This window comes from Limnohabitans sp. (genome assembly GCF_046052825.1).
Classification (GTDB): domain Bacteria; phylum Pseudomonadota; class Gammaproteobacteria; order Burkholderiales; family Burkholderiaceae_C; genus Limnohabitans.
In genome coordinates, this window is the sequence record NZ_JAVLFP010000109.1 from 1 (window position 1) to 20,011 (window position 20,011).

The window sequence follows — 20,011 nt, forward strand, 5'->3', positions numbered from 1 at the left end:
AAGTCCGTGTCCGTCGCGGTGGCCTGGTTGGCCAGCACGTACTTGGTGTTGAAAATGTTCAGGCCCTTGTTCTCCATCGCGCCCATGTTGAAGTCGCTGGTGGCAACGATCATGAAGCGTTCCAGGTCCAGGCTCAGGCCGAAGCGGGCCTCGTCCCAGGCGACCGAGTACATCAGCGAGTTCATCGCGTGTTCGGTCTTGTCCATGTCGCCGGGGCGCACATAGACCTGCAGCAGGTGGTCCTTGCCCAGCAGCGAGCGGATGCGCTGCTCGCGGCACACCAGCTTGCCCGCCACCAGCGCGAACAGGTAGCTGGGTTTGCGGTGCGGGTCGACCCACTTGGCGAAGTGCTTGCCGGCATTTTCCGGGCCGGGCAGGTCGCCGTGGTCCACCAGGTTGCCGTTGGACAACAGCACCGGGTACTGGGCCTTGTCGGCACGCAGCGTCACGGTGTAGCTGGCCATCACGTCCGGGCGGTCGAGGAAGTAGGTGATGCGGCGAAAGCCCTCGGCCTCGCACTGGGTGAAGAACGAGTCGTTGCTGACGTACAAGCCCGACAGCTGGGTGTTCTTGCTGGGGTTGCACGTGGTGAAGATTTCCAGTGCAAAGGGCTCGTGTCCTTCGGGCAGGTTTTCCAGCACCAACTGGTGGCCGTCCATCTTGAACGAGGTGCCTTGGCCGTTGACCAGCACGCGTGCCAGGTTGAGATCTTCGCCGTCCAAGCGCAGGGCCACAGCCGCCACGTCGGGGTTGCGGCGCAAGGTCATCTTGTTGAGCACACGGGTTTTGACCGGGTCGAGGTCAAAGGTCAAGTCAACGGTGTCGATCCAAAACGCAGGTGCGGTGTAGTCGGCGCGCTGAACAAGAGGGGGGGTGTGCGAAGGGGACATGGTTAAACCAATGGGTTGATTGTTTTGAGATCTTTGAAGCGACCAAAGTCGCGGTCGGCGGTGTAGAGCAAGGACACACCGTTTTCAAGGCAGAGGGTGGCGATGCGAGCGTCGTGGAATTGACCGCCTTGCAATCGTGCTTTGTCGGCCAGTGTCGACAAAATGGGCCAGTGTTGTGCGCCGCTGTGCAGCACCCGTGCATGGGGAGAGGCCAGCCAAGCATCGACTTGCGCTGTCGCTTGATCCAGACGACTGGCCGGGTTGAACACTTTGGCGTTGGTGACGATGGCCAAAAACTCATGCAGGCAACTCACAGGGATGCCCCAAGCAGCACGCCCTTCAGCCAAGGTCTTCATGCAGGCATAGGCGGCAGCATGAAACGGCATTTCCGCCCGATGGGCGTACACCAAGATGTTGGTGTCCACTGCAATCATGGGCGCTTGGCAACCGGTTTGAGTGTGCGCGCCAACACATGGTCTTGTTCCAATTGTTGCCACGCGTTCGGATCGGACAGCCTGAGCGCTTTGCCCCGCACACGGGCGTCTTTGAGTTCAAAGGCGTTGGCTTTTTGGTTGTGATGGCTGTGCAGCACTTGCTCCAAGCCTTCTTCAATCAACGCACGGAGCGTGGTTTTGCGTTGTTGCGCATGGGCCTTGGCCGACTGAAACAGCACATCCGACAATTCAATGGTGGTTTTCATGTGGGTCACCTTCTATTGAAATATGGGTGTATTGTAGTCAAGTGGGTCCATGCAGCCAGCGCGTGCTGCTTCACACACCTTGTTTGAGCGACGCTTCGATGAACGCGTCGAGGTCGCCGTCCAGCACTTTTTGGGTGTTGGAAATTTCAACGTTGGTGCGCAAGTCTTTGATGCGGCTTTGGTCCAGCACATAGCTGCGAATTTGATGGCCCCAGCCCACATCGGTCTTGGTGTCTTCGAGCTTTTGCTGGGCTTCTTGTCGCTTGCGCATTTCAAAGTCGTACAGGCGTGAGCGCAGACGCTTCCAAGCCACGTCTTTGTTGCTGTGCTGGCTGCGTCCGTCTTGGCACTGCACCACGATACCCGTGGGGATGTGGGTCAAACGCACGGCCGAGTCGGTTTTGTTGATGTGCTGACCGCCTGCGCCGCTGGCGCGGAAGGTGTCGGTACGCACGTCAGACGGGTTGATGTCGATCTCGATCGAGTCGTCGATTTCTGGGTAAACAAACACGCTGGCAAAGCTGGTGTGGCGTCCGCCCGACGAGTCAAACGGCGACTTGCGCACCAGACGGTGCACGCCGGTTTCGGTGCGCAGCAAGCCAAAGGCGTAGTCGCCCTCGATCTTGATGGTGGCACCTTTGATGCCGGCCACGTCACCTGCGGATTCGTCTTCGACCGTGGCTTTGAAGCCTTTGCGTTCGGCGTATTTGAGGTACTGGCGCAGCAGCATGCTGGCCCAGTCGCAGGCCTCGGTGCCGCCCGCGCCCGATTGGATGTCCAAGAAGGCGTTGCAAGGGTCGGCCTCGTTGCTAAACATCCGGCGGAATTCGAGTTTTTCGATGTCGGCCACCAAGCCTTGGGTTTCGCTCTCGATGGTGGTGAGTCCGTCTTCGTCGCCGTCGGCTTTGCTCATCTCGAACAACTCGGTGTTGTCGGCCAGCTCTTGCGTCAGGCGTGTCAGGGTCACCACCACGTCGTCGAGGGATTTCTTTTCACGGCCCAGCTCTTGGGCTTTCTTGGGGTCGTTCCAGACCGTGGGGTCTTCGAGCGAGGCGTTGACGGTCCTCAGGCGCTCTGACTTGGCATCGAAGTCAAAGATACCTCCGTAAATCAACCGTGCGCACGCTCAGGTCTGCAAGGGTGGTGCCAATGAGGTTGATGCGTTCTGCTTCCATGATGGGTCTTCTTTACGGTTCGGGGAAACCGCTGATTTTCTCACGATCAAGGGTGTGGCCCCGAACGGCTGTTTTTATAAAAAACTTTCAATCAACTTGGCCAGTGCCTGCGGCTGGTCATGGTGCAGCATATGGCCCGCGTCCTCGATGACGGCGTGGGTGAGGTCGGGCACCACCGCGATGCGTTGTTTGAACTCTTCCAGGGTGTATTTGCCCTTCCACCAACCGCCGAGGCTGTCGCTGCTGGCGACCACACAGAGCGTGGGTGCGCTGATGCGTTGGTAAGTGGCTTGCACCTCGTCGGCGCGAAACAACTGGGCATTGACCACCTTGTGGCCGGCGTGCCCCAAGATGCGCCACTCGCCTTGCGCATTGGCACGGGCCCAATGCTGGGCCAACCAATGCGCTTTGTCGATGCCCAGGCGTGGGTTGGTCTTGATCAGACGCTGCGCCACGGCCTCCAGACTGTCATAAGGTTTGAGGTCCATCTCCCCGCGTTGCAAACCTTTGAGTTCATCCATCCATTTGGCATAGCGCCCGGGGGCTTGGGCAGAGCGTGAGGCGGGCATGCCAAAACCTTCCAGGTTGATGAGGCGGCGCACCCGCTCTGGGCGCACGCCCGCATACAAGGTGGCAATGTGCCCGCCCATGCTGTGACCGACCAAATGCACGGGCTGGTCGCCCACGTAGTGGTCGAGCAAAAAGTCGAGGTCTGCCAAGTAGTCGGGAAACCAAAAGTTGTCGGTTCCCGGGGTCTCGGTCAGGCCAAAACCGCGCCAGTCCGGCGCAATCACCCACTGGTCTTGATTCAAGGCGTCGACCACAAACTGAAAGGAGGCCGCCACATCCATCCAGCCATGCACCAGCACCAAAGGCGTGGCGGTGGGCGAGGGTGTGCCCCATTGGCGCACGTGGTAGTGCACCTGTCGTATGGGTACAAACTCGCTGCGAGAAGTTCTTTGGATTGGGTACATTTTTTCAATCATAAGGACCTCGCCCATGATCCGGCCCAAGACTTCTCCCAAGACCCATCCCCAAACCTTGCCCACAGCAGCTGCCATTCAAGATGGCTACGACGCCATGCAACAAGGTTTTCGCTGGGCCGTGCCCGAGCACTTCAACATGGCCGAGGTCTGCGCCCGTCGCTGGGGTGCGCAGCCCAAGGCGCGGCAACGCGTGGCCATCATCACCCACCGCGTCAATGCCAAGCCACTCACCCACAGCTATGGCGAACTCAGCCAAGCCGCCGATGCGTTGAGCCATGTGTTGGCAGAACTCGGCGTCCAGCGCGGGGACCGGGTGGCCATCGTGCTGCCGCAGTGTTTTGAAACCGCGGTGGCCTACATGGCGGTGTTGCAACTGGGGGCCGTGGCCATGCCCTTGTCGATGCTGTTTGGCCCCGAAGCCTTGGCCTATCGGCTGCAAGACAGCGATGCGGTGTTGGCGCTGGTGGACGGGGCCACCGTCGACAACGTGCTGTCCGTGCGCGGACAGTGTCCGGCCCTGCGCTGCGTGGTGGGGCTGGGTGAGGCCGCTTTGCGCTGTGATGTGGACTACACCCGCGCCGTGGCAGCGCAACAGCGGCGCTTTGAGGCTGTACAGACCAAGGCGGAGGAGGCCGCGGTGTTGATTTACACCAGCGGCACCACAGGGCCACCCAAAGGCGCGTTGATTCCCCACCGTGCCTTGATTGGCAACTTGAGTGGGTTTGTGTGCAGCCAGAACTGGTTTGGCTTTGCAAGCACGCATGCGCAGCCTGTCGGCAAGCCCGGGCGAGCTGGCACGCTTGCCGTGAACACCGAGGCGCTCGGGGCTTTGCCAGAGCCGCGGGTGCCCAGTGTGTTTTGGTCGCCCGCTGACTGGGCATGGACCGGTGGTTTGATGGACGCCTTGTTGCCCACGCTGTACTTTGGGCGGCCCATCGTGGCCTTCAATGGCCGTTTCAGTCCTGAACTGGCTTACACCTTGATGCAGCAGCATGCGGTGACCCACACCTTTTTGTTTCCCACGGCGCTCAAAGCCATGATGAAGGCTTACCCCACACCCAGAGCCTCCTTTGATCTGTCGCTGCTCGCCATCATGAGTGCGGGGGAGGCCGTGGGGGATGCGGTGTTTGCGTATTGCCATGCGCAGTTAGGCGTGACGGTCAACGAGATGTTTGGGCAGACCGAGATCAACTACATCGTGGGCAACTGCGCCATGCCGGGCGGCTGGCCTGCCAAGCCCGGCAGCATGGGGCGCGCGTATCCCGGACACCGCGTGGCGGTGATTGACGACGCCGGCCTCACGTGTGCGGTCGGCGTGCCTGGGGACGTTGCCGTGAATCGCTTTGACGTGTACGGTGAACCCGACCCGATTTTCTTTTTGGGCTACTGGAAAAACGCCCAAGCCACTGCTGCCAAGTTCAGCGGAGACTGGTGCCGCACGGGCGATGTGGCGGTGCAGGATGCGCAAGGCTACCTGTGGTACCAAGGCCGTGCCGACGATGTGTTCAAGGCCGCGGGCTACCGCATTGGCCCCAGCGAGATCGAAAACTGCTTGGTCAAACACCCGGCGGTGGCCAACGCCGCCGTGGTGCCCAAGCCCGATGCCGAGCGCGGCGCTTTGGTCAAAGCCTATGTGGTGTTGGCCGCTGGCTTTGCGCCCAGCCAGACCTTGGTGGCAGAGCTGCAGCACCACGTGCGCGGCAAGTTGGCGCCCTACGAATACCCCAAAGAGATCGAATTCATTGCCGAGTTGCCGATGACCACCACGGGCAAGGTGCAGCGGCGCGTGCTGCGCTTGCAAGAAGAAGCACGAAGCCAAGAAGCACGAAATCAAGAGGCTGTCTCGAAGCTTTAGACTTGCAAGCTTTTGACAAGCAGCTTGCTGGGAGCGTGGGTATGGGTTTTCAAACAATGCAATTGCCCAAAGTGCAGTTGGGCACCAGTGCTTTGCAGGTGACCCCCATCTGCCTGGGCACCATGACCTTTGGTGAGCAGGTCAGCGAAGCTGTGGCGCACAGCATCCTGGACCGCTCGCTGGAGCGAGGCGTGAACTTCTTAGACACCGCCGAGATGTATTCGGTGCCCGCCAAAGCCCAGACCTTTGGTGCCACGGAAACCATTTTGGGCAACTGGTTGGCCAAGCGTCCCACAGCACGTGCCCAATTGGTGCTGGCCACCAAGGTGGCCGGGCCGACACGCGGCATGCCGTGGGTCCGTGAGGGCGCTGGCATGACCTCGCAAGACATCGTCAACTCTTGCCATGCCAGCTTGCGCCGCTTGCAGACCGATGTGATCGATCTGTACCAAATCCACTGGCCAGAGCGCCACGTGCCGGCTTTCGGCACTGCCTATTACGACCCGAGCAAAGAAACCTCTGCCACGCCGATTCACGAACAACTGGACACCCTGGCGGGATTGGTCAAGGCCGGCAAGGTGCGCGCGATTGGCTTGTCCAACGAAACCCCCTATGGCGTGCACGAGTTTGTGCGCTTGGCCGAACAGCATGGCTTGCCTCGCGTGGCGACCACGCAAAACCCCTACTGCCTGATCAACCGCACGTTTGAGAACGGCTTGGACGAAACCTGCCACCGCCTCAATGTGTCCTTGTTGGCGTATTCGCCCTTGGGTTTTGGCTTGCTCACGGGCAAGTACGACGCCACCGGCACCGAAGGCCCGCAGGCCCCACCAGGCGCGCGCATCAGCACTTATGAGACGGTGCGCAAACAACGCTGGGGCCGCGCCGAGGCCCTGGTGGCCGCGCGCCGCTACAACGCGCTGGCGCAGGCCCATGGCTTGACGCCCACACAAATGGCTTTGGCGTTTTGCTACACCAAATGGCAAGTGGCCAGCACCATCATCGGTGTGACCTCGGTGGCGCAACTCGACACCGATTTAGATGCGTGGGGCACCACCTTGTCGCCAGAACTCTTGAGCGCCATTGACGCCATCCGCTGGGAACTGCGCGACCCCGCACTTTGAAAGTTTGACCATGCCATTAGAAACATCTTCCATCGTGTGGCTCGTCTTTGGGGCCTACTTGATGGGCTCCTTGTCGTTTGCCGTCATCGTCAGCCGTGTCATGGGCTTAGAAGACCCACGCACCTACGGCAGCCAAAACCCAGGCGCGACCAATGTGCTGCGCTCTGGCAACAGACAAGCCGCGGTGGCTACCCTGTTGTTGGACGCTTTCAAGGGGTTTTTGCCGGTGTTCTTGTTGAAACACTGGGGTCCCGCTTGGGGGCTGGATGAGCGCGCCGTGGCCTTGGTGGCCTTGTCGGCCTTCATCGGGCACGTGTGGCCGGTGTTTTTTCGCTTTCAAGGCGGCAAGGGCGTGGCCACTGCAGCCGGTGTGTTGTTTGGCCTGGAGCCCCTGCTCGGGTTGGCGACCTTGGGCACGTGGTTGATCGTGGCGTTTTTCTTTCGCTACTCATCGCTGGCCGCTTTGTCTGCAGCGGTTTTTGCACCCATTTACTACTGGTTTGGCAACCGCATCGCATGGCAAGCCAGCGAAGCCGAGTGGTTGGCCATCACCTTGATGTGCGCAGTGCTGCTGGCCCGTCACGCAGACAACATCTTGCGTTTGGTGCGAGGACAAGAGTCCAAAATTGGGGCCAAAAAAGAAGCGCCTTAGTCCCTGAAATTGTTGAACGACAAAGGCAAGTCGGTCATCTCTTTGCGAATCAAGGCCATGGCTGCTTGCAGGTCGTCGCGTTTGGTGCCGCTGACCCGCACCGCGTCGCCTTGGATGGCGGCTTGCACTTTGATCTTGCTGTCTTTGATCAAACGCTGGATTTTTTTCGACACTTCGGTCTCAATGCCGTTGCGCACCTTGATGACTTGCTTGACCTTGTCGCCGCCCATTTTTTGCACATCGCCTTTGTCCAAAAAGCGAATGTCCACTTCGCGTTTGGTCAGTTTGTTGCGCAGCACATCTTCGACTTGCACCAACTGAAAGTCGGCATCCCCAAACAGGGTGATCTCTTTGTCTTTGAGCTCCACGGCGGCAGACGTGCCTTTGAAGTCAAAGCGGGTGGCAATTTCTTTGGCCGTGTTTTCAACGGCGTTTTTCACTTCGACCAAGTTGGGTTCACACACGGTGTCAAAAGAGGGCATGGCAGTCGTTAGGGTTGATGAGGGGGTTGATTCAGGGTGAGACAATTCTCCTATGTTAGTTGAGACCAATTACCCCCTGCAAACGCACAACACCTTTGGCATTGTTGCCAAGGCTTTGCAGCTGGTGCATGTGCGCAGCGAAGCCGATTTGCAGGCGGTGGTGGCCGACGCGTCTGTGCGCGAGGTCCCTAAATTGGTGTTGGGTGGGGGGAGCAACATCGTGCTCACTGGCGATGTGAAGCATTTGGTGCTCAAGGTCGAGCTCAAAGGCATGCGGTGCGTGGCAGAGACCGACAAGGCCTGGGTGGTCGAAGCCGCCGCCGGTGAGTCGTGGCACGACCTGGTGTGCTGGACGCTGGCGCAAGGCTGGCCCGGCTTAGAAAACATGGCGCTCATTCCGGGTTCGGTGGGTGCATCCCCCGTACAAAACATCGGCGCTTATGGTGTGGAACTGCAAGACCGCTTTGAGTCACTCGACGCCATCGATTTGCGCACGGGCCACAGTTTCACGCTCAACGCTGCGCAATGCGCCTTTGGCTACCGTGACTCGGTGTTCAAGCACGGGCCCCAGCAGCCCCACGGCGGGTCTCGCAGCATGGGCTTGGCGGGCCAGGCCCTCATCACCCGTGTGCGCTTTCGTTTGCCCAAGGTTTGGAAGCCGGTGCTGGGTTATGCCGACTTGGAGCGCAAGATGGCCGAGACTGGCATCTCGCAGCCCAATGCGCAGCAAGTCTTTGAGTGGGTGTGCGCCATTCGCCGCGCCAAACTGCCCGACCCAGCCGTGATTGGCAATGCGGGGAGCTTTTTCAAAAACCCCACTGTCACCCCTGAGCAATGCGCCGACATCATTGCGCGCGACCCCAAGGTGGTGCACTACCCCTTGGACGACGGCAGCATCAAACTCGCTGCGGGTTGGCTGATCGACGCCTGTGGCTGGAAGGGCAAGTCGGTCGGGCATGCTGCGGTGTACGACAAACAAGCGCTGGTGTTGGTCAACAAAGGCGGGCGCGAGCACCCGTGCACAGGCGGCGAGGTGATGACCTTGGCCAAAGCCATTCAGACCAGTGTGTACGAGCGCTTTGGAATTCGGCTGGAGCCTGAGCCTGTGGTGGTGTGAGCGGCTACAGAGACGTTTTAAGAAGCTCGAAGCGCTCGTTTTGTTGCGCGAATTGGAGCAATGAGTCAAAGCCCATTTTTTTCAAAATAGTGGCCCGGTGTACCTCAATCGTCCGTGTGCTGTTGCCCAGGAGTTCAGCAATTTCGCGACTGGTCTTGTTTTGAAGCATCAGCTTGCAGACAATTTTTTCCTGTTCTGTCAGCAGCGACAGGTGGCGCAAAAAATCGATCACAAAATCGTGTTGAACTTTGAGTTGTTCAGACTTGACAATCGCCTTGCTTACTTTTTCAAGCAATTGGAAGGGGTCAAATGGTTTGCTGAGGAAATCAAATGCCCCCGATTGAATCGAATCGACAGCCATTTCTACCTCCGCGTGCCCTGTGATCAAGATCACGGGCCACACACATTCAGGGTAATCGTTTTTGAGTTGCTTGAGCAGATCAATCCCCGATTTTTGCGGTAGACGAACATCAGAAATCACGCAGCTGGTCAAGCCCATCGCTTGAGGGTTCGATTGCAGGTGGAGTAAAAAATCTTCTGCGCTTTTGTAGTGCGTGCAGGCATGGTTCATCGACGTCAGCAGACCAACGATGCTTTGCGCGAGGGCTGTGTCGTCTTCAATCAATTGAAGGGGGTGTTGGCTGATAGACATGGTGTTAAGAATGTGTTTCGGGTGCGGCTGTGTATTTGGGCAGTTCTAAGGAGAAGGTTGCACCGCCATCGTCATTGTTTTTCCAGAGGATGCGCCCCCCATTGCTTTCGGCAACCGAACGTGACAAATTCAATCCAATGCCCATACCTTGTGTTTTGGTGGTGAAGAATGACTCAAACAACTTGTCTGCATTCTCTTGCTTGACGCCGTGGCCTTTGTCAATCACATCGACCCTGGCCCATGGGTGTCCGTTGCTCGATTGCGTGGTGTGCGCTCGAATGGTTATTTTTCTCTGGTTGTAGGGCACATCCACCATGGCATCGAGCCCGTTTTTGCACAAATTGAGCACGATCTGTTCAAACAAGGCGGGGTCTACGCGTGCACACAGGCCTGGTTCTAAAGAGACCTCGATCATGGCGCGGTGCTCTTTGATCAACGCTTTGATGATGGGCATCAAATGGGCGATGGCCTCTTCAAAATCAACAGTCGCGCGCAAAGATTGTCCGCGCTTGAGGAAGTTGCGAATGGATTGCACCACTTCCCCTGCACGCATGGTTTGTCCACGTGCATCGTTCAAGGCCTTGTCCAGTATCTTGTCTTGGTAACCCAATTGCTTGAGTCGGATTTCACACGTGGCGATGTAATTGGTGATGGTTGCAAGAGGCTGGTTGAGTTCGTGCGCCAGGGTGGTGGAAATCTCCCCCAAAGTGCTCAACTGGGATTGCTTGGCCAGAGTCAGCTCTTGTTGCGCCAATTGCTCTCGCGATTTGCGTGAACGTTTCACCTCTGCGCTGTAGCTCACCAACAAAATCGCCAGGGCCAGCCCCAAAGTCACAATCACCAAACTGGACATGCTCAAACCTGAAGCTCTGTGATTTTTGAAGCTAAAAATCAGATACGCATCCAAACCCGCAAGTCCCAGGGGTGTTGCAAATGACGCGTCATTGGCTGTCTCTTGAGGTGCTGACTCAGAAAAATAAACCTTGATGTTGTTTGGAATAGACAGCGTGCCGATCGGCGGCAACCAGTGGTTTGGGTTGAACCTCACAATCAACACCCGTTGCAGCTTGACTGACGGGACAATCACTTCAACAGCACTTTGACCCGAGGGTGCGTAGCTGTGCGCCCAAAAAGGTTTTTGTTCTTCAACCGCCTTGAAGAAATTGATCACCACACCCGGCGGCAGCTCCACACGACTTCCCGATGGCCACTTCTCGGGTGATTTTTCGGAGGCACGAGCCGCAATCAGCTTGCCAGTTTCATCGCGTAGCTCAAGGCGCAAGTAATTGGGATGCGCTTCAAAAATGGTTCGACTTAAATTTTCAAAACTTCTGGAATCTTTGCTTGAATTTGAAATCAGCGAAATGAGCTCGGCTTCATCCTGTCCAATCTGTTGCCGCAAAGCAGCCTGAAAGTGAATGCCTTCTTTGGTCAGCGTGTTGCGTTCTTTTTGCTCTAAAAAGTTCCAAGACATCATCAGCGCCATACCAGTCAGAGACAAGGTCACCAGAACCAAAAGAATGATCTTGACCTGATCCGCTATCTTGTCTTGGAGTTGCTGGATGTTTTTGACAATGCTCATAAGCCGCAAGCTCTGTTCTTCACTTTAAAAGATCAGAAAATGACTGCGCTGACGTTTTGAGTGTGGGCATCAAATGCGACTGTTCAGCAGACCACAGTCGGATGAAAAAGCCAGGGCGTGTGCATCCACTGGCCTCAAGTTCAAGGGCCTGCTCATAACTTTTGACGCGGCCCAAGGCCTCGGAATAAAAATATGAACCGGCTTCGTTGACTTTTTGTAACACCTCTTTGTTTGCACGAAACGTTGTGCAAGCCTCATTGTTGAGAATACGCGCAGGTAACTGCTCACACGCTTGCACTTGTCCGCTCAGTCGTTGCCGGGCCTCATCCACTTTGTTTGAAAACAATTCACTCTGCTGCAGAGTGATCTGGCGCATGCCGTTCAACTCATTGCGAAGGCCATTTGATTTGACTTCTGCTTTTTGTGCCAATTGTTTGGCTTCATTGATTTTCATTTTTGAAATCATGGCGCAGGTCTGTTCAATTTTTTGTAGACCCGAATTGATCTCCGTGTTCAGTCCGCGAATTGGATCGAGCAAGGCTTTGATTTGTTCTTGCGCAGTCAGAGCGCTCGCACTTTTTGGGGCGGTTTGCGCAAAAACCCAGCCACTGAAAAAGACGTGGCACAAAAATACCCATAAAAACAAGTGGGCCATCTCAGTATCTAAGGTCACGCGCGTATTCCCCCAAAAACGCGGACGGAAAAATAACGTTTTGAGCTCTTTTGACCTAAAGATTTTGCAAAAAATAATGATCATTTAGCCGTTTATCAGTTCTATCAATGATTTTAAACGATGCAGGCTGGGACAGCTGACATCGGTCGTGCCCCGTTTGTGTGGTTGCTAAGTAAACGCCGCAAGTTATTTATTCGGGATCTACGTAGATTTTGTCGATTTAATGTTAAATTCAACAAATACGACAAATCCGACAATTTTTTTCGAAGTAACCCCAAACCTTGTCCATGACAGAAAAGAAGAAAAAATCTTCTGCGATCTTGCAGTCCCTTAAAAAAGGGGCTCGTTCGCTGCTGTCTGGAAAGAAGGATCTCGACAAATTAGCGGCGGGTTTAGCGGTCACTGCCATCTTGGCTGAAGAGGTTCAAGCCGCTCAAAAAAAACAGACGCTTGATCCTTCAAATTCACCCGCCTTAGACAAAGATCAAGCCGTCTCCAATGCCCTGGAGTCGATCGCATCTGGCCAGCCAGGCGACGCTGCGCAGTCAACCGAAAACAATGTCTTGGTCGACCCGCTTGCGTCTGATGCGACACAAACCACGCCAAGCGCACGTGCCGCGTTTGGGGCAGTGCTGCAAGATGAGTTGGCCAACACCCAAACTATGGCGCAGGCGTATCCCATCACGCCCGATGCCGCTCGCCTGGCCATGCGCAACGTCATTGACGACGAAGTCAATGCGACTATCGCCAAAGCAGATGAAGAAACCTCGGCGCCCAAAGCGGTGGCTCAAATTCCAGAGCTCACCCCTGTCAGTTCCTTTCCATCACTCGCCAGCCTTGCGCCGGGTTTGTTGTTGGGTGGGTTTGGCGGCGGTGGTTCAGGAATTCAGGTCGCCGGTTTGAATCTGGGCTATGTGGCCGACGGTTATTTGCAAGATGCCAAGGTCTATCGCGACGACGGCACGGGTAAACCCCTCAATGGCGTCTACCTGTTCACAGATGCCAAGGGTGGTTTTGACCTCAGCAAGCTGCCGCCTGGATCGGGCAAGATCGTTGCAGAGGGCGTGTTTAAGTTTGTGGATGCCAGCGGTGTTTCTCACACCACCACCGACACCTCGACCCACCTGAACTTCACCGTCAAACTCTACGCGCCCTCAGGTGCATCGGTCATCAACCCCTTGACGACCTTGGTGCAAACCTATGTTGAAAAACTGGGTTTGACCGCCGATGCCGCCGGCCTGGTGGTCAGCAAGGCGCTGGGTTTGGTCGGCAACGTCAATCTGCTGACCTACGACCCGCTCAGCATCGCGGGCAACGCCGGTGCGTCAGCAGCAGATGTGGCCAGCGCGATTGCCAACCAGATCAAAGCAGCCCAAGTAGCCAACCTGATGGTCACCGGTGCAGTCGCCGTGGCGGCCACTGGTTCGGGCGATGCCCAAGCTGCGGGTGCCGATGTGCTGGCTCAATTGGTCAAGCTCATCAGCGAAGTGGGAACAGGCCAATTGAATTTGGCCGACAGCACCACTCTGGCCAATATCTTGACCCATGTGGCCAGCAATGTGATTGAGTTGATTGCAGCGGGCAACAACATCTCAGCGACCACACTGAAGTCGATTTACGAATACCAAAAAGTGGTGCAAGACGACATCTCCCAAGCGGCTACCAGCGGCTTGGTGGGTGAATCTTTCAATGCATTGAAGCACTTGTTGTCCGTCGTTGCTTCGGGGCAAAAAGTGGTCGACATTCGCCTGGCCGAAGGCTCTGACTCTGGCATCAGCAGCACAGACGCCCTCACCAAGTTCGCCAACCCATTCATCCACGTTGACCTCACGCAACTCAATGGCACCGTCGTTGTCGGCAACCAAGTTGAAGTGATGTTTGGTGACGTGGTGGCCTACCGCGGCGTGATCACCCAGGCACAACTTGACCAAGGATCGGTCACCTTCTCGTTTGCCGACTTGGGCTCAGACGGCGCCAAGTCTTTGGCTGTGGTCATCACAGACACCGTCACACTCAAGCCCTTGGCTTCGGGCTTCATGGCGTTCACGCTCGACACCCATGCGCCCACAGCGCCAAGTTTTGCTCAGACCGCGATTGCCGGTGACGACATCATCAACATCGTCGAAGCCGCTCAAGGCGTCACGATTTCAGGCAAGGCCGATGCGGGCACTCAAATCGAATTGCGTATCGCGGGCCAGGTTATCCCCGTGGATACGGCGGTTCAGTCTGACGGCAGCTTGGTTTGGACATGCACACTGGCTCCCAAAGACATCCAAGCCTTGGGACAACTCAGCAACGCAGATGTTCAAGTCTTCAGCACCGACAAGGCGGGTAACGTCTCCGCATCTGCTCTGCATTCTTTGTCTGTCGACACCCTGTCGCCTGAGCTAGACATCAGCGCCCGCAGCAACAACACCATCAACCTCGAGTTGGCCAAAGCCGGTGTGGTGTTGCAAGGCGCGGCCTCACCGGGCGCCACTGTCGTGGTCCAGGTAGGTGCGTTGGAGGCCGTCAGCGTGGTCTCTGGCAACCACTGGACACTCACCCTCAACAGCACCCAACTTGCCGCAGCCCTCAACAGTGCATCTGCCACCGGCGGTTCGGTGAATGTGACGGTGACTGCCACTGATGCTGCTGGCAACTCCACGAGCATCCAAGGCCCTCAGTTGTGGGTCGATTTGAAGGCCCCTGATGCGCCAGTGATCGTCGCCATCACCGGGGTGAACTTATCGGGCCATGGTGCCGCTGATTTGATGGTCACCCCCGCAGACGCCGCCTCAGGCGTCACCATCTCAGGCAGAGCAGAGGCAGGCTCCATCGTGGCACTGTCCATTCAAGAGCACGCCATCGAGGTGGTTCGCTCGGGTGAAGTCTGGACAGCCACCTTGTCGGCCACCCAACTCAAAGCCCTGCAAGGACAAGTCACCCTGCATGTGCAAACCACCGATGCGGTGGGCAACGTGTCTCAGGTCACGTCTCAGCCGATCACCCTGGCCACCATCGCACCCGATGCGCCCTCGGTGCTCACCCCAATCACAGAAGGTCACGCCAGCAGCAACATCATCAACGCCAGCCAAGCCGCCCAAGGCATTGTGCTCACCGGCGCTGCACCTGCCAACACCAGCCTGAGTTTCTCGGTCGACGGTCAGTCACCTTTGTCTATCGCAGCCGGCAACTTGGTGCGCAGCGACACCGTGTGGACCCTCAAGCTCACGCCTGAACAAATTGCCCAATTGGGCGACACCACGCCGGGCCACAGCCACCAGCTCCTGGTCACCGCGACCGATGTCTATGGCAACGCCACCGTCAGCGAACCCGTCAATTTTGTGGTCGACACCGCCTTGCCAGCCGTGGCCATGGCGGCGGGTCTCGTTGAGGGCACTACCCTCAACGCAGCGCAAGCGGCCTTGCTCACCTTGCAGGGCACGGCTGAGGCAGGTTCTCTGGTCAAAGTGTTGGTGCAAGACGCACAAGGCGTGGTGTTGCAAACCTTGAATGCACAGTTGACCGACGGCAACTGGTCGCTGCCCTTGAGCAAAAACTTGGTTGACACATTCGGTCAAGGCGCCCACCGTTTGGTGGTGCAAAGCACCGATGCCGCAGGCAACGTTGCCACCACCGTGCCACTCAACTTCACGGTGGACACCGTAGAGCCTGGCACCCCCACCTTGACCCGCCCGGTGGCTGGGGACAACACCATCAATGCGGTGGAATCGCAAGGCGGCGTGTTGCTGACGGGCACCTTTGAATTGGGTTCCGTGCCGCAAGTGGAGTTCTCCCTGGGCAACAAGAGCGTGACGTATGCGAGCGATCGCGTCACCACCCAAGGCACAACCTGGAGCCTCAACTTAAGCACTGACGATGTCGCCGCTTTGGGTCAAGGCCAGTTCGACGTCAAGGTCAAGAGCTTGGACCCGGCAGGCAACCCCAGCCAAGTCATCAGCGCCAAGGTCACCATCGACACCTTGGTGGATGCGCCCAAGGCCTCGCCCGAGATCACGGGCCAAGTTTCAGAACTCGACGGTTCCATCACCCGCTACGCCAACAGCGGACTGGTCAAAGTGGGTTTGGAGTCTGCGGATGCCACCTGGGAATACAAAGTCAATGGTGGCGCTTGGAAAACCGGCACAGGCACCAGCCTCACCGTCACTGGCGACGGCGCCAAGACCATCCTCATCCATCAAACCGATGCGGCAGGCAACACAAGTGCCGATGCCAGCCTGAGCTTCACCCTTGACACCACAGTCGCTGCGCCGGTGCTTGCACTGGTCGAAGACACGGGTTCAAGCCAAAGCGACAACATCACCCAAAACGGCACGGTCTTCTTTGCCAACCTAGAAGCCCATGCCACCGCAGTGTGGCAATACGCCAAAAACAACGGCCCACTGGTTGACATTGACGCAACCGGCAACACCGTCAACTTCAAAGACTTTGGCGATGGCCTCTACACCGTCTATGTGCGGCAACTGGACGTTGCAGGCAATATCTCTCAACAAACGTCTACCTCCTTCAAGGTTGACACCACCGCGCCAACATTGACCCTCCATGCGGTCTCTGACGACCACGTGCTCAGCACCGCTGAGGCCCAAAGTGATTTGGTCATCACGGGCCAAACAGATGCCGAAGCAGGCCAGGTCGTCACGCTTTTCGTTTCCGACGGCAAAACCGTCTTGTTCCAGTTCGAAGGCATCGTGTCTGGCGGCACTTGGTCGGTCACCGTGCCTGCCAGCGATGTGGCCTCTTTCAACAGCAGCATCACCTACCACTTCTCCGCCAGCGTCTCCGATGCAGCTGGCAACGTGGTGCAAGACATTCCTTCCAACACCTTGTCTGACGACTTGGCCCTGGCTGTTACCAACTCTGGCTTGGACGGTTACATCACCGGTGCCACCGTGTTCGTGGACAACAAAGCCGTCAGCAAAGGCGGTCATGTCGGCGTCTTGGATGCCGGTGAGGCCGTGTCCCTCACCGATGCGGTTGGCGCTTTCAGCCTGCCAGCCAATGGCCCCTTGGTCATGTTGGGTGGTGTGGACGTGTCCACCGGTCTGGACTTCCAGTCCAAATACGAAGCGTCTCAAGGCTACCGCGTCATCAACCCGGTCACCACCCTGATCCGCGAGTATGAAATTGCCAACTCGGTGTCGACCGATGCTGCGGTTGTGTGGGTCAAACAACTCGGCCTCTTGGGCTCTGGCCCAACCAGCAACCCCGAGTTGGGCACTTACGACCCGTTCCGGGCCGCCACTGCCGAAGACACCACCAGCGCAGACCCCGTCGTCGTGGCGCAAGTGGCCGCTGCCCGCGCCGAAGCCATCAGCTACCAAAAAGTCGCGGCCGAACTGTCCAACGTGATGGATGTGGGCGCCGCCACTCTGCAAATCTTGATCACCCAAGCGGGTTCAACCATCGATCCCTTGACCTTGCGTCAAGACCTCAGCGTGGCCCTGATCGGACAAATTGCAAAGCACGCCGACACCACCGATTTGGCCCATGCACTGGCCGATGCCAGCGCCGGCAACCTGGTGTGGACTGCACTCAACGAAGTGGGCAAAGCCTACGCACTTGACACCATCGCCCTTGCCAAGCTCGATCCAGTGGCCACTGCCCTGGTTCAAGTCAACGCCCACATTGAACGCGTTGCCAGCACCGGCACCCTCGACAGCAGCACCGAAGCCGTCACCGCCCTGGCCGACATCATCCGTGCTCAGGCTGTGGTGCGTGGTGAATGGGTCGAAGCCAAGTTGCTCGACTATGTGTCGGGCAAAACCACCACCTGGACGGCCATCGACGACGGCGCACTGAGCGATGCCATCGCCGCAGCGCCGGTTGGCATGATCGTGCCGGCCCGGGTCTCAGTGGCTTCTGTGGTGCCAGGTGTCAATGACCAATTCGCGCAATTCGAAGGCAATGATGGGGCCCACACCCCATTCACCATCACCCTCACACGCGCGGGCAACATCGAAAGCGTGGTCACCCTCGACTACAAGGTCAACCTGGGCTTAGGCATGACAGCCGCCGACTTTGTCGGTGGCGTCATTCCTCGCGGCAGTGTGACCTTTGCTGCCGGCCAGTCCACCGTCGACGTGTTGGTCATGGTGCAGGGCGACAACATCAAAGAGTTGGATGAGAAGTTTGGTGTGGTCATCACCGACCCCTTGGGTCAAACCCAGTTTTTCAATGGCACTGAGCAAGTTTCCTTCTTGGCTCGCAGCTTCACGGTTCTCAATGACGACCCCTTTGTGCCCCAAGTCACCGGGCCGCTCGCTTTGGACTTGGGCACTGGCGTTGAGACCTCGCTGTCTGCCTTCTCGTTCGACTACTACAAACCCACCCAAGTCCTGACGGTCAAGATCACCACCGTGGCCTCAGCCGTCTTTGGTGGCACTGGCATTGCCATCGCGCATCCAGTCGCAGTGGACGGCAACGTCCAGGTGATGACCTTGACGGGCACCCTCAAAGACATCAACAGCGCACTCGCCAAGCTCACCCTGAAGGTGCCCAACTCACAGGACAAGGCCTTCGTCTTGATGGACGCCACCGACGGTGTGGTGCAACCGGATGGTCAAGTCTTGCACGGCACCACAGAAGTCGCCGTCACCTTGCATCACCCTGCCGAGCTGATCACGGCCGCCTTGCCCACCTCAGCGGTGGCCGGCGCGATCACACCCATCACGGGATTCAGCGTCTCCGACATGGATGGTGGCGTACTCACCGTCACCCTCAACCCCACCAACATGACCCTGCAAGTGGCCGATGTTGCGGGTTTGGCCACCACCAGCCTCGACAACGGCGGCCTCACCTTGGTGGGCACCGCGGCCAACATCAACCTGGCCCTGGCTTCGCTCAACTTCACCGCATCGGCTGGTGACATCAAACTCAGTGCCAGCGTCACTGACTCTGATGTTTACTCTGTCAAGTCTGCACCCGTGGCCCTGTCAGGCCACGCCATGCCGGCACCCACGGTGCTCGACGCGCCCAGCTTCTTGACGGGCAGTGCTGGCAACCCGATGTCTGTCAGTGGTTTGAACGTGTCTGACCTGGACAGCAAGTCCGTCAAAGTCGACATCACCGCCAGCCATGGCACCTTGAGCCTGTCTGCCGCCACAGGCGTGGACGTGCGACAAATCGACGCCACCCACTACACCGTGGCCGGTCGTTTGGACGATGTCAACAGCGCTTTGCAAAACCTCACCTTCACCGGTGAAAAAGCAGGCGTCTCGGGCACCATCACCATCACGGCCCAAGACCCGGCTCAAGCTGGCTTGGCTGATGCCCCAGCGCTGGCATCGCAAACCATCACGGTGGACGTGCTCAGCCGTGCCGCCCCGCAGGCTGGCGGCGACATCAACTTCCGCACCGTCACGGGCTTTGCACCCGTGGTCGAAGACGCCACCCTCACCACCCTCAAAGGTTTGGTGGTCAACAACCTGCATGCCGATGCAGGGCAAATCCCCACCCAGGTCCGCATCTTGTCCGTCACTGGCGGCACCTTGTACGACCTCAATGGCAACCCCATCACTTTGGGCGCTGCGGGTACGCTGATCACCTTGAACAGCGCCCATGAAATTGGCCTGAAAATTTCGCCCGACCTCAACCGCAATGCCGACATCAAGATCAGCTATGCGGTGGCAGACACCGTCTACAGCAGCCTCAACAGCTTGCCCAGCACGTTTGTCTTGCCCATTCAGGCCGTCAACGATGCCCCCGTCATCGCGCCCAACAGCGGCCTGTTTGTTTACACCGAAGACGCCGCAGCGGTTCAAATTCTCTCTACCCTGCAAGTCAGTGACGTCGACAGCACCAACCTCAAGTCAGCCACCGTCACCATCAGCAACTACTTTGAGGGCGACAAACTTGCCATCGACCTAGGTGCCAGCGGCTTGGCTGTTGACACGCTCACGCCGGGCAAGTTGGTCTTGAGTGGCAGTGCCAGCCTGGCGACCTACCAGTCTGTGCTCAGCAGCCTGACCTTCAAGACCAACTCGCAAAACCCCAACACCGAGACGCGCAACATCACCCTGCGGGTGACCGACGCAGACGGCGCATCGTCTGACCCCGTGGTTCGCACGGTCAGTGTTGTTTCCGTCAATGACGCGCCCACCCTCACCGCACCCACCAGCGCC

General features: G+C 57.8%; 14 protein-coding genes. 5 read left to right on the forward strand and 9 right to left on the reverse strand.

Annotated features, from left to right (window positions below; genetic code table 11):
* The 5 genes from ACKWJN_RS17665 to ACKWJN_RS17685 form a co-directional block, all read right to left on the reverse strand.
* A partial coding sequence (locus ACKWJN_RS17665; protein ID WP_408599095.1) for a M1 family aminopeptidase occupies nucleotides 1-890 on the reverse strand: 890 nt, incomplete at its 3' end.
* Nucleotides 891-892: 2 nt separating this feature from the next.
* Nucleotides 893-1,324, reverse strand: a complete 432-nt coding sequence (locus tag ACKWJN_RS17670) for a TA system VapC family ribonuclease toxin (RefSeq protein ID WP_408599097.1) — start codon at nucleotides 1,322-1,324, stop codon at nucleotides 893-895.
* Nucleotides 1,321-1,590 carry a hypothetical protein gene (locus ACKWJN_RS17675; RefSeq protein WP_408599099.1) on the reverse strand — a complete coding sequence of 90 codons (270 nt, stop codon included), beginning with the start codon at nucleotides 1,588-1,590 and terminating at the stop codon, nucleotides 1,321-1,323. Before ACKWJN_RS17675 ends, ACKWJN_RS17670 begins: the two co-directional genes overlap by 4 nt.
* Before the next feature lie 70 nt (nucleotides 1,591-1,660).
* Nucleotides 1,661-2,765, reverse strand: a protein-coding gene (prfB, locus tag ACKWJN_RS17680) for a peptide chain release factor 2 (RefSeq protein ID WP_408599100.1) whose coding sequence is annotated in 2 segments (ribosomal slippage) — nucleotides 1,661-2,683 and nucleotides 2,685-2,765 — 1,104 coding nt in all. Because the reading frame shifts where the segments join, the coding sequence is not laid out codon by codon here.
* A gap of 74 nt (nucleotides 2,766-2,839) precedes the next feature.
* Entirely contained in the window at nucleotides 2,840-3,739 is a 900-nt protein-coding gene (locus ACKWJN_RS17685; protein ID WP_408599102.1) for an alpha/beta fold hydrolase, read from the reverse strand.
* Nucleotides 3,740-3,845: 106 nt separating this feature from the next.
* Here ACKWJN_RS17685 and ACKWJN_RS17690 point away from each other — a divergent pair, with 106 nt between their 5' ends.
* The 3 genes from ACKWJN_RS17690 to plsY all read left to right on the forward strand — a co-directional run bounded on the left by ACKWJN_RS17690 (nucleotide 3,846) and on the right by plsY (nucleotide 7,382).
* Nucleotides 3,846-5,606 (forward strand): acyl-CoA synthetase, encoded by a 1,761-nt coding sequence (locus ACKWJN_RS17690; protein ID WP_408599116.1) that lies wholly within the window; start codon nucleotides 3,846-3,848, stop codon nucleotides 5,604-5,606.
* 62 nt (nucleotides 5,607-5,668) lie between these two features.
* On the forward strand, nucleotides 5,669-6,730 hold the full coding sequence (locus tag ACKWJN_RS17695) for an aldo/keto reductase (protein ID WP_408599117.1): 1,062 nt from the start codon (nucleotides 5,669-5,671) through the stop codon (nucleotides 6,728-6,730).
* 10 nt (nucleotides 6,731-6,740) lie between these two features.
* Nucleotides 6,741-7,382, forward strand: coding sequence for a glycerol-3-phosphate 1-O-acyltransferase PlsY (gene plsY, locus ACKWJN_RS17700; RefSeq protein ID WP_408599104.1), 642 nt, complete (start codon nucleotides 6,741-6,743; stop codon nucleotides 7,380-7,382).
* Here plsY and ACKWJN_RS17705 read toward each other — a convergent pair.
* Nucleotides 7,379-7,864 (reverse strand): YajQ family cyclic di-GMP-binding protein, encoded by a 486-nt coding sequence (locus tag ACKWJN_RS17705; protein ID WP_408599106.1) that lies wholly within the window; start codon nucleotides 7,862-7,864, stop codon nucleotides 7,379-7,381. The two genes, plsY and ACKWJN_RS17705, sit on opposite strands and share 4 nt — an antisense overlap.
* Nucleotides 7,865-7,916: 52 nt before the next feature.
* Here ACKWJN_RS17705 and murB point away from each other — a divergent pair, with 52 nt between their 5' ends.
* Nucleotides 7,917-8,981 (forward strand): UDP-N-acetylmuramate dehydrogenase, encoded by a 1,065-nt coding sequence (gene murB, locus ACKWJN_RS17710; protein ID WP_408599108.1) that lies wholly within the window; start codon nucleotides 7,917-7,919, stop codon nucleotides 8,979-8,981.
* Between the two features lie 4 nt (nucleotides 8,982-8,985).
* Here the strand turns inward: murB and ACKWJN_RS17715 are convergent, their stop codons facing one another.
* Genes ACKWJN_RS17715 through ACKWJN_RS17725 form a run of 3 tightly spaced genes read right to left on the reverse strand, consistent with a single transcriptional unit; the run spans nucleotide 8,986 to nucleotide 11,972 of the window.
* On the reverse strand, nucleotides 8,986-9,606 hold the full coding sequence (locus ACKWJN_RS17715) for a response regulator transcription factor (RefSeq protein WP_408599110.1): 621 nt from the start codon (nucleotides 9,604-9,606) through the stop codon (nucleotides 8,986-8,988).
* 31 nt (nucleotides 9,607-9,637) lie between these two features.
* The gene (locus ACKWJN_RS17720) at nucleotides 9,638-11,215 is read right to left on the reverse strand and encodes a sensor histidine kinase (protein WP_408599112.1); all 1,578 of its coding nucleotides are present in this window, start codon (nucleotides 11,213-11,215) and stop codon (nucleotides 9,638-9,640) included.
* Nucleotides 11,216-11,234: 19 nt separating this feature from the next.
* A complete protein-coding gene (locus ACKWJN_RS17725) occupies nucleotides 11,235-11,972 on the reverse strand; it encodes a hypothetical protein (RefSeq protein WP_408599114.1) in 738 nt (245 codons plus the stop codon).
* A gap of 203 nt (nucleotides 11,973-12,175) precedes the next feature.
* On the opposite strand from ACKWJN_RS17725, the gene ACKWJN_RS17730 reads away from it, so the two are divergent.
* Nucleotides 12,176-20,011 (forward strand): Ig-like domain-containing protein (locus ACKWJN_RS17730; protein ID WP_408599119.1); only part of this gene is annotated, 7,836 nt, incomplete at its 3' end.

Bases quoted from the DNA above. Each gene is read 5' to 3' on its own strand.
- ACKWJN_RS17670 (WP_408599097.1), bottom strand. From the start codon at position 1,324: ATGATTGCAGTGGACACCAACATCTTGGTGTACGCCCATCGGGCGGAA.
- ACKWJN_RS17675 (WP_408599099.1), bottom strand. From the start codon at position 1,590: ATGAAAACCACCATTGAATTGTCGGATGTGCTGTTTCAGTCGGCCAAG.
- ACKWJN_RS17685 (WP_408599102.1), bottom strand. From the start codon at position 3,739: ATGTACCCAATCCAAAGAACTTCTCGCAGCGAGTTTGTACCCATACGA.
- ACKWJN_RS17690 (WP_408599116.1), top strand. From the start codon at position 3,846: ATGCAACAAGGTTTTCGCTGGGCCGTGCCCGAGCACTTCAACATGGCC.
- plsY (WP_408599104.1), top strand. From the start codon at position 6,741: ATGCCATTAGAAACATCTTCCATCGTGTGGCTCGTCTTTGGGGCCTAC.
- ACKWJN_RS17705 (WP_408599106.1), bottom strand. From the start codon at position 7,864: ATGCCCTCTTTTGACACCGTGTGTGAACCCAACTTGGTCGAAGTGAAA.
- murB (WP_408599108.1), top strand. From the start codon at position 7,917: ATGTTAGTTGAGACCAATTACCCCCTGCAAACGCACAACACCTTTGGC.
- ACKWJN_RS17720 (WP_408599112.1), bottom strand. From the start codon at position 11,215: ATGAGCATTGTCAAAAACATCCAGCAACTCCAAGACAAGATAGCGGAT.
- ACKWJN_RS17725 (WP_408599114.1), bottom strand. From the start codon at position 11,972: ATGATCATTATTTTTTGCAAAATCTTTAGGTCAAAAGAGCTCAAAACG.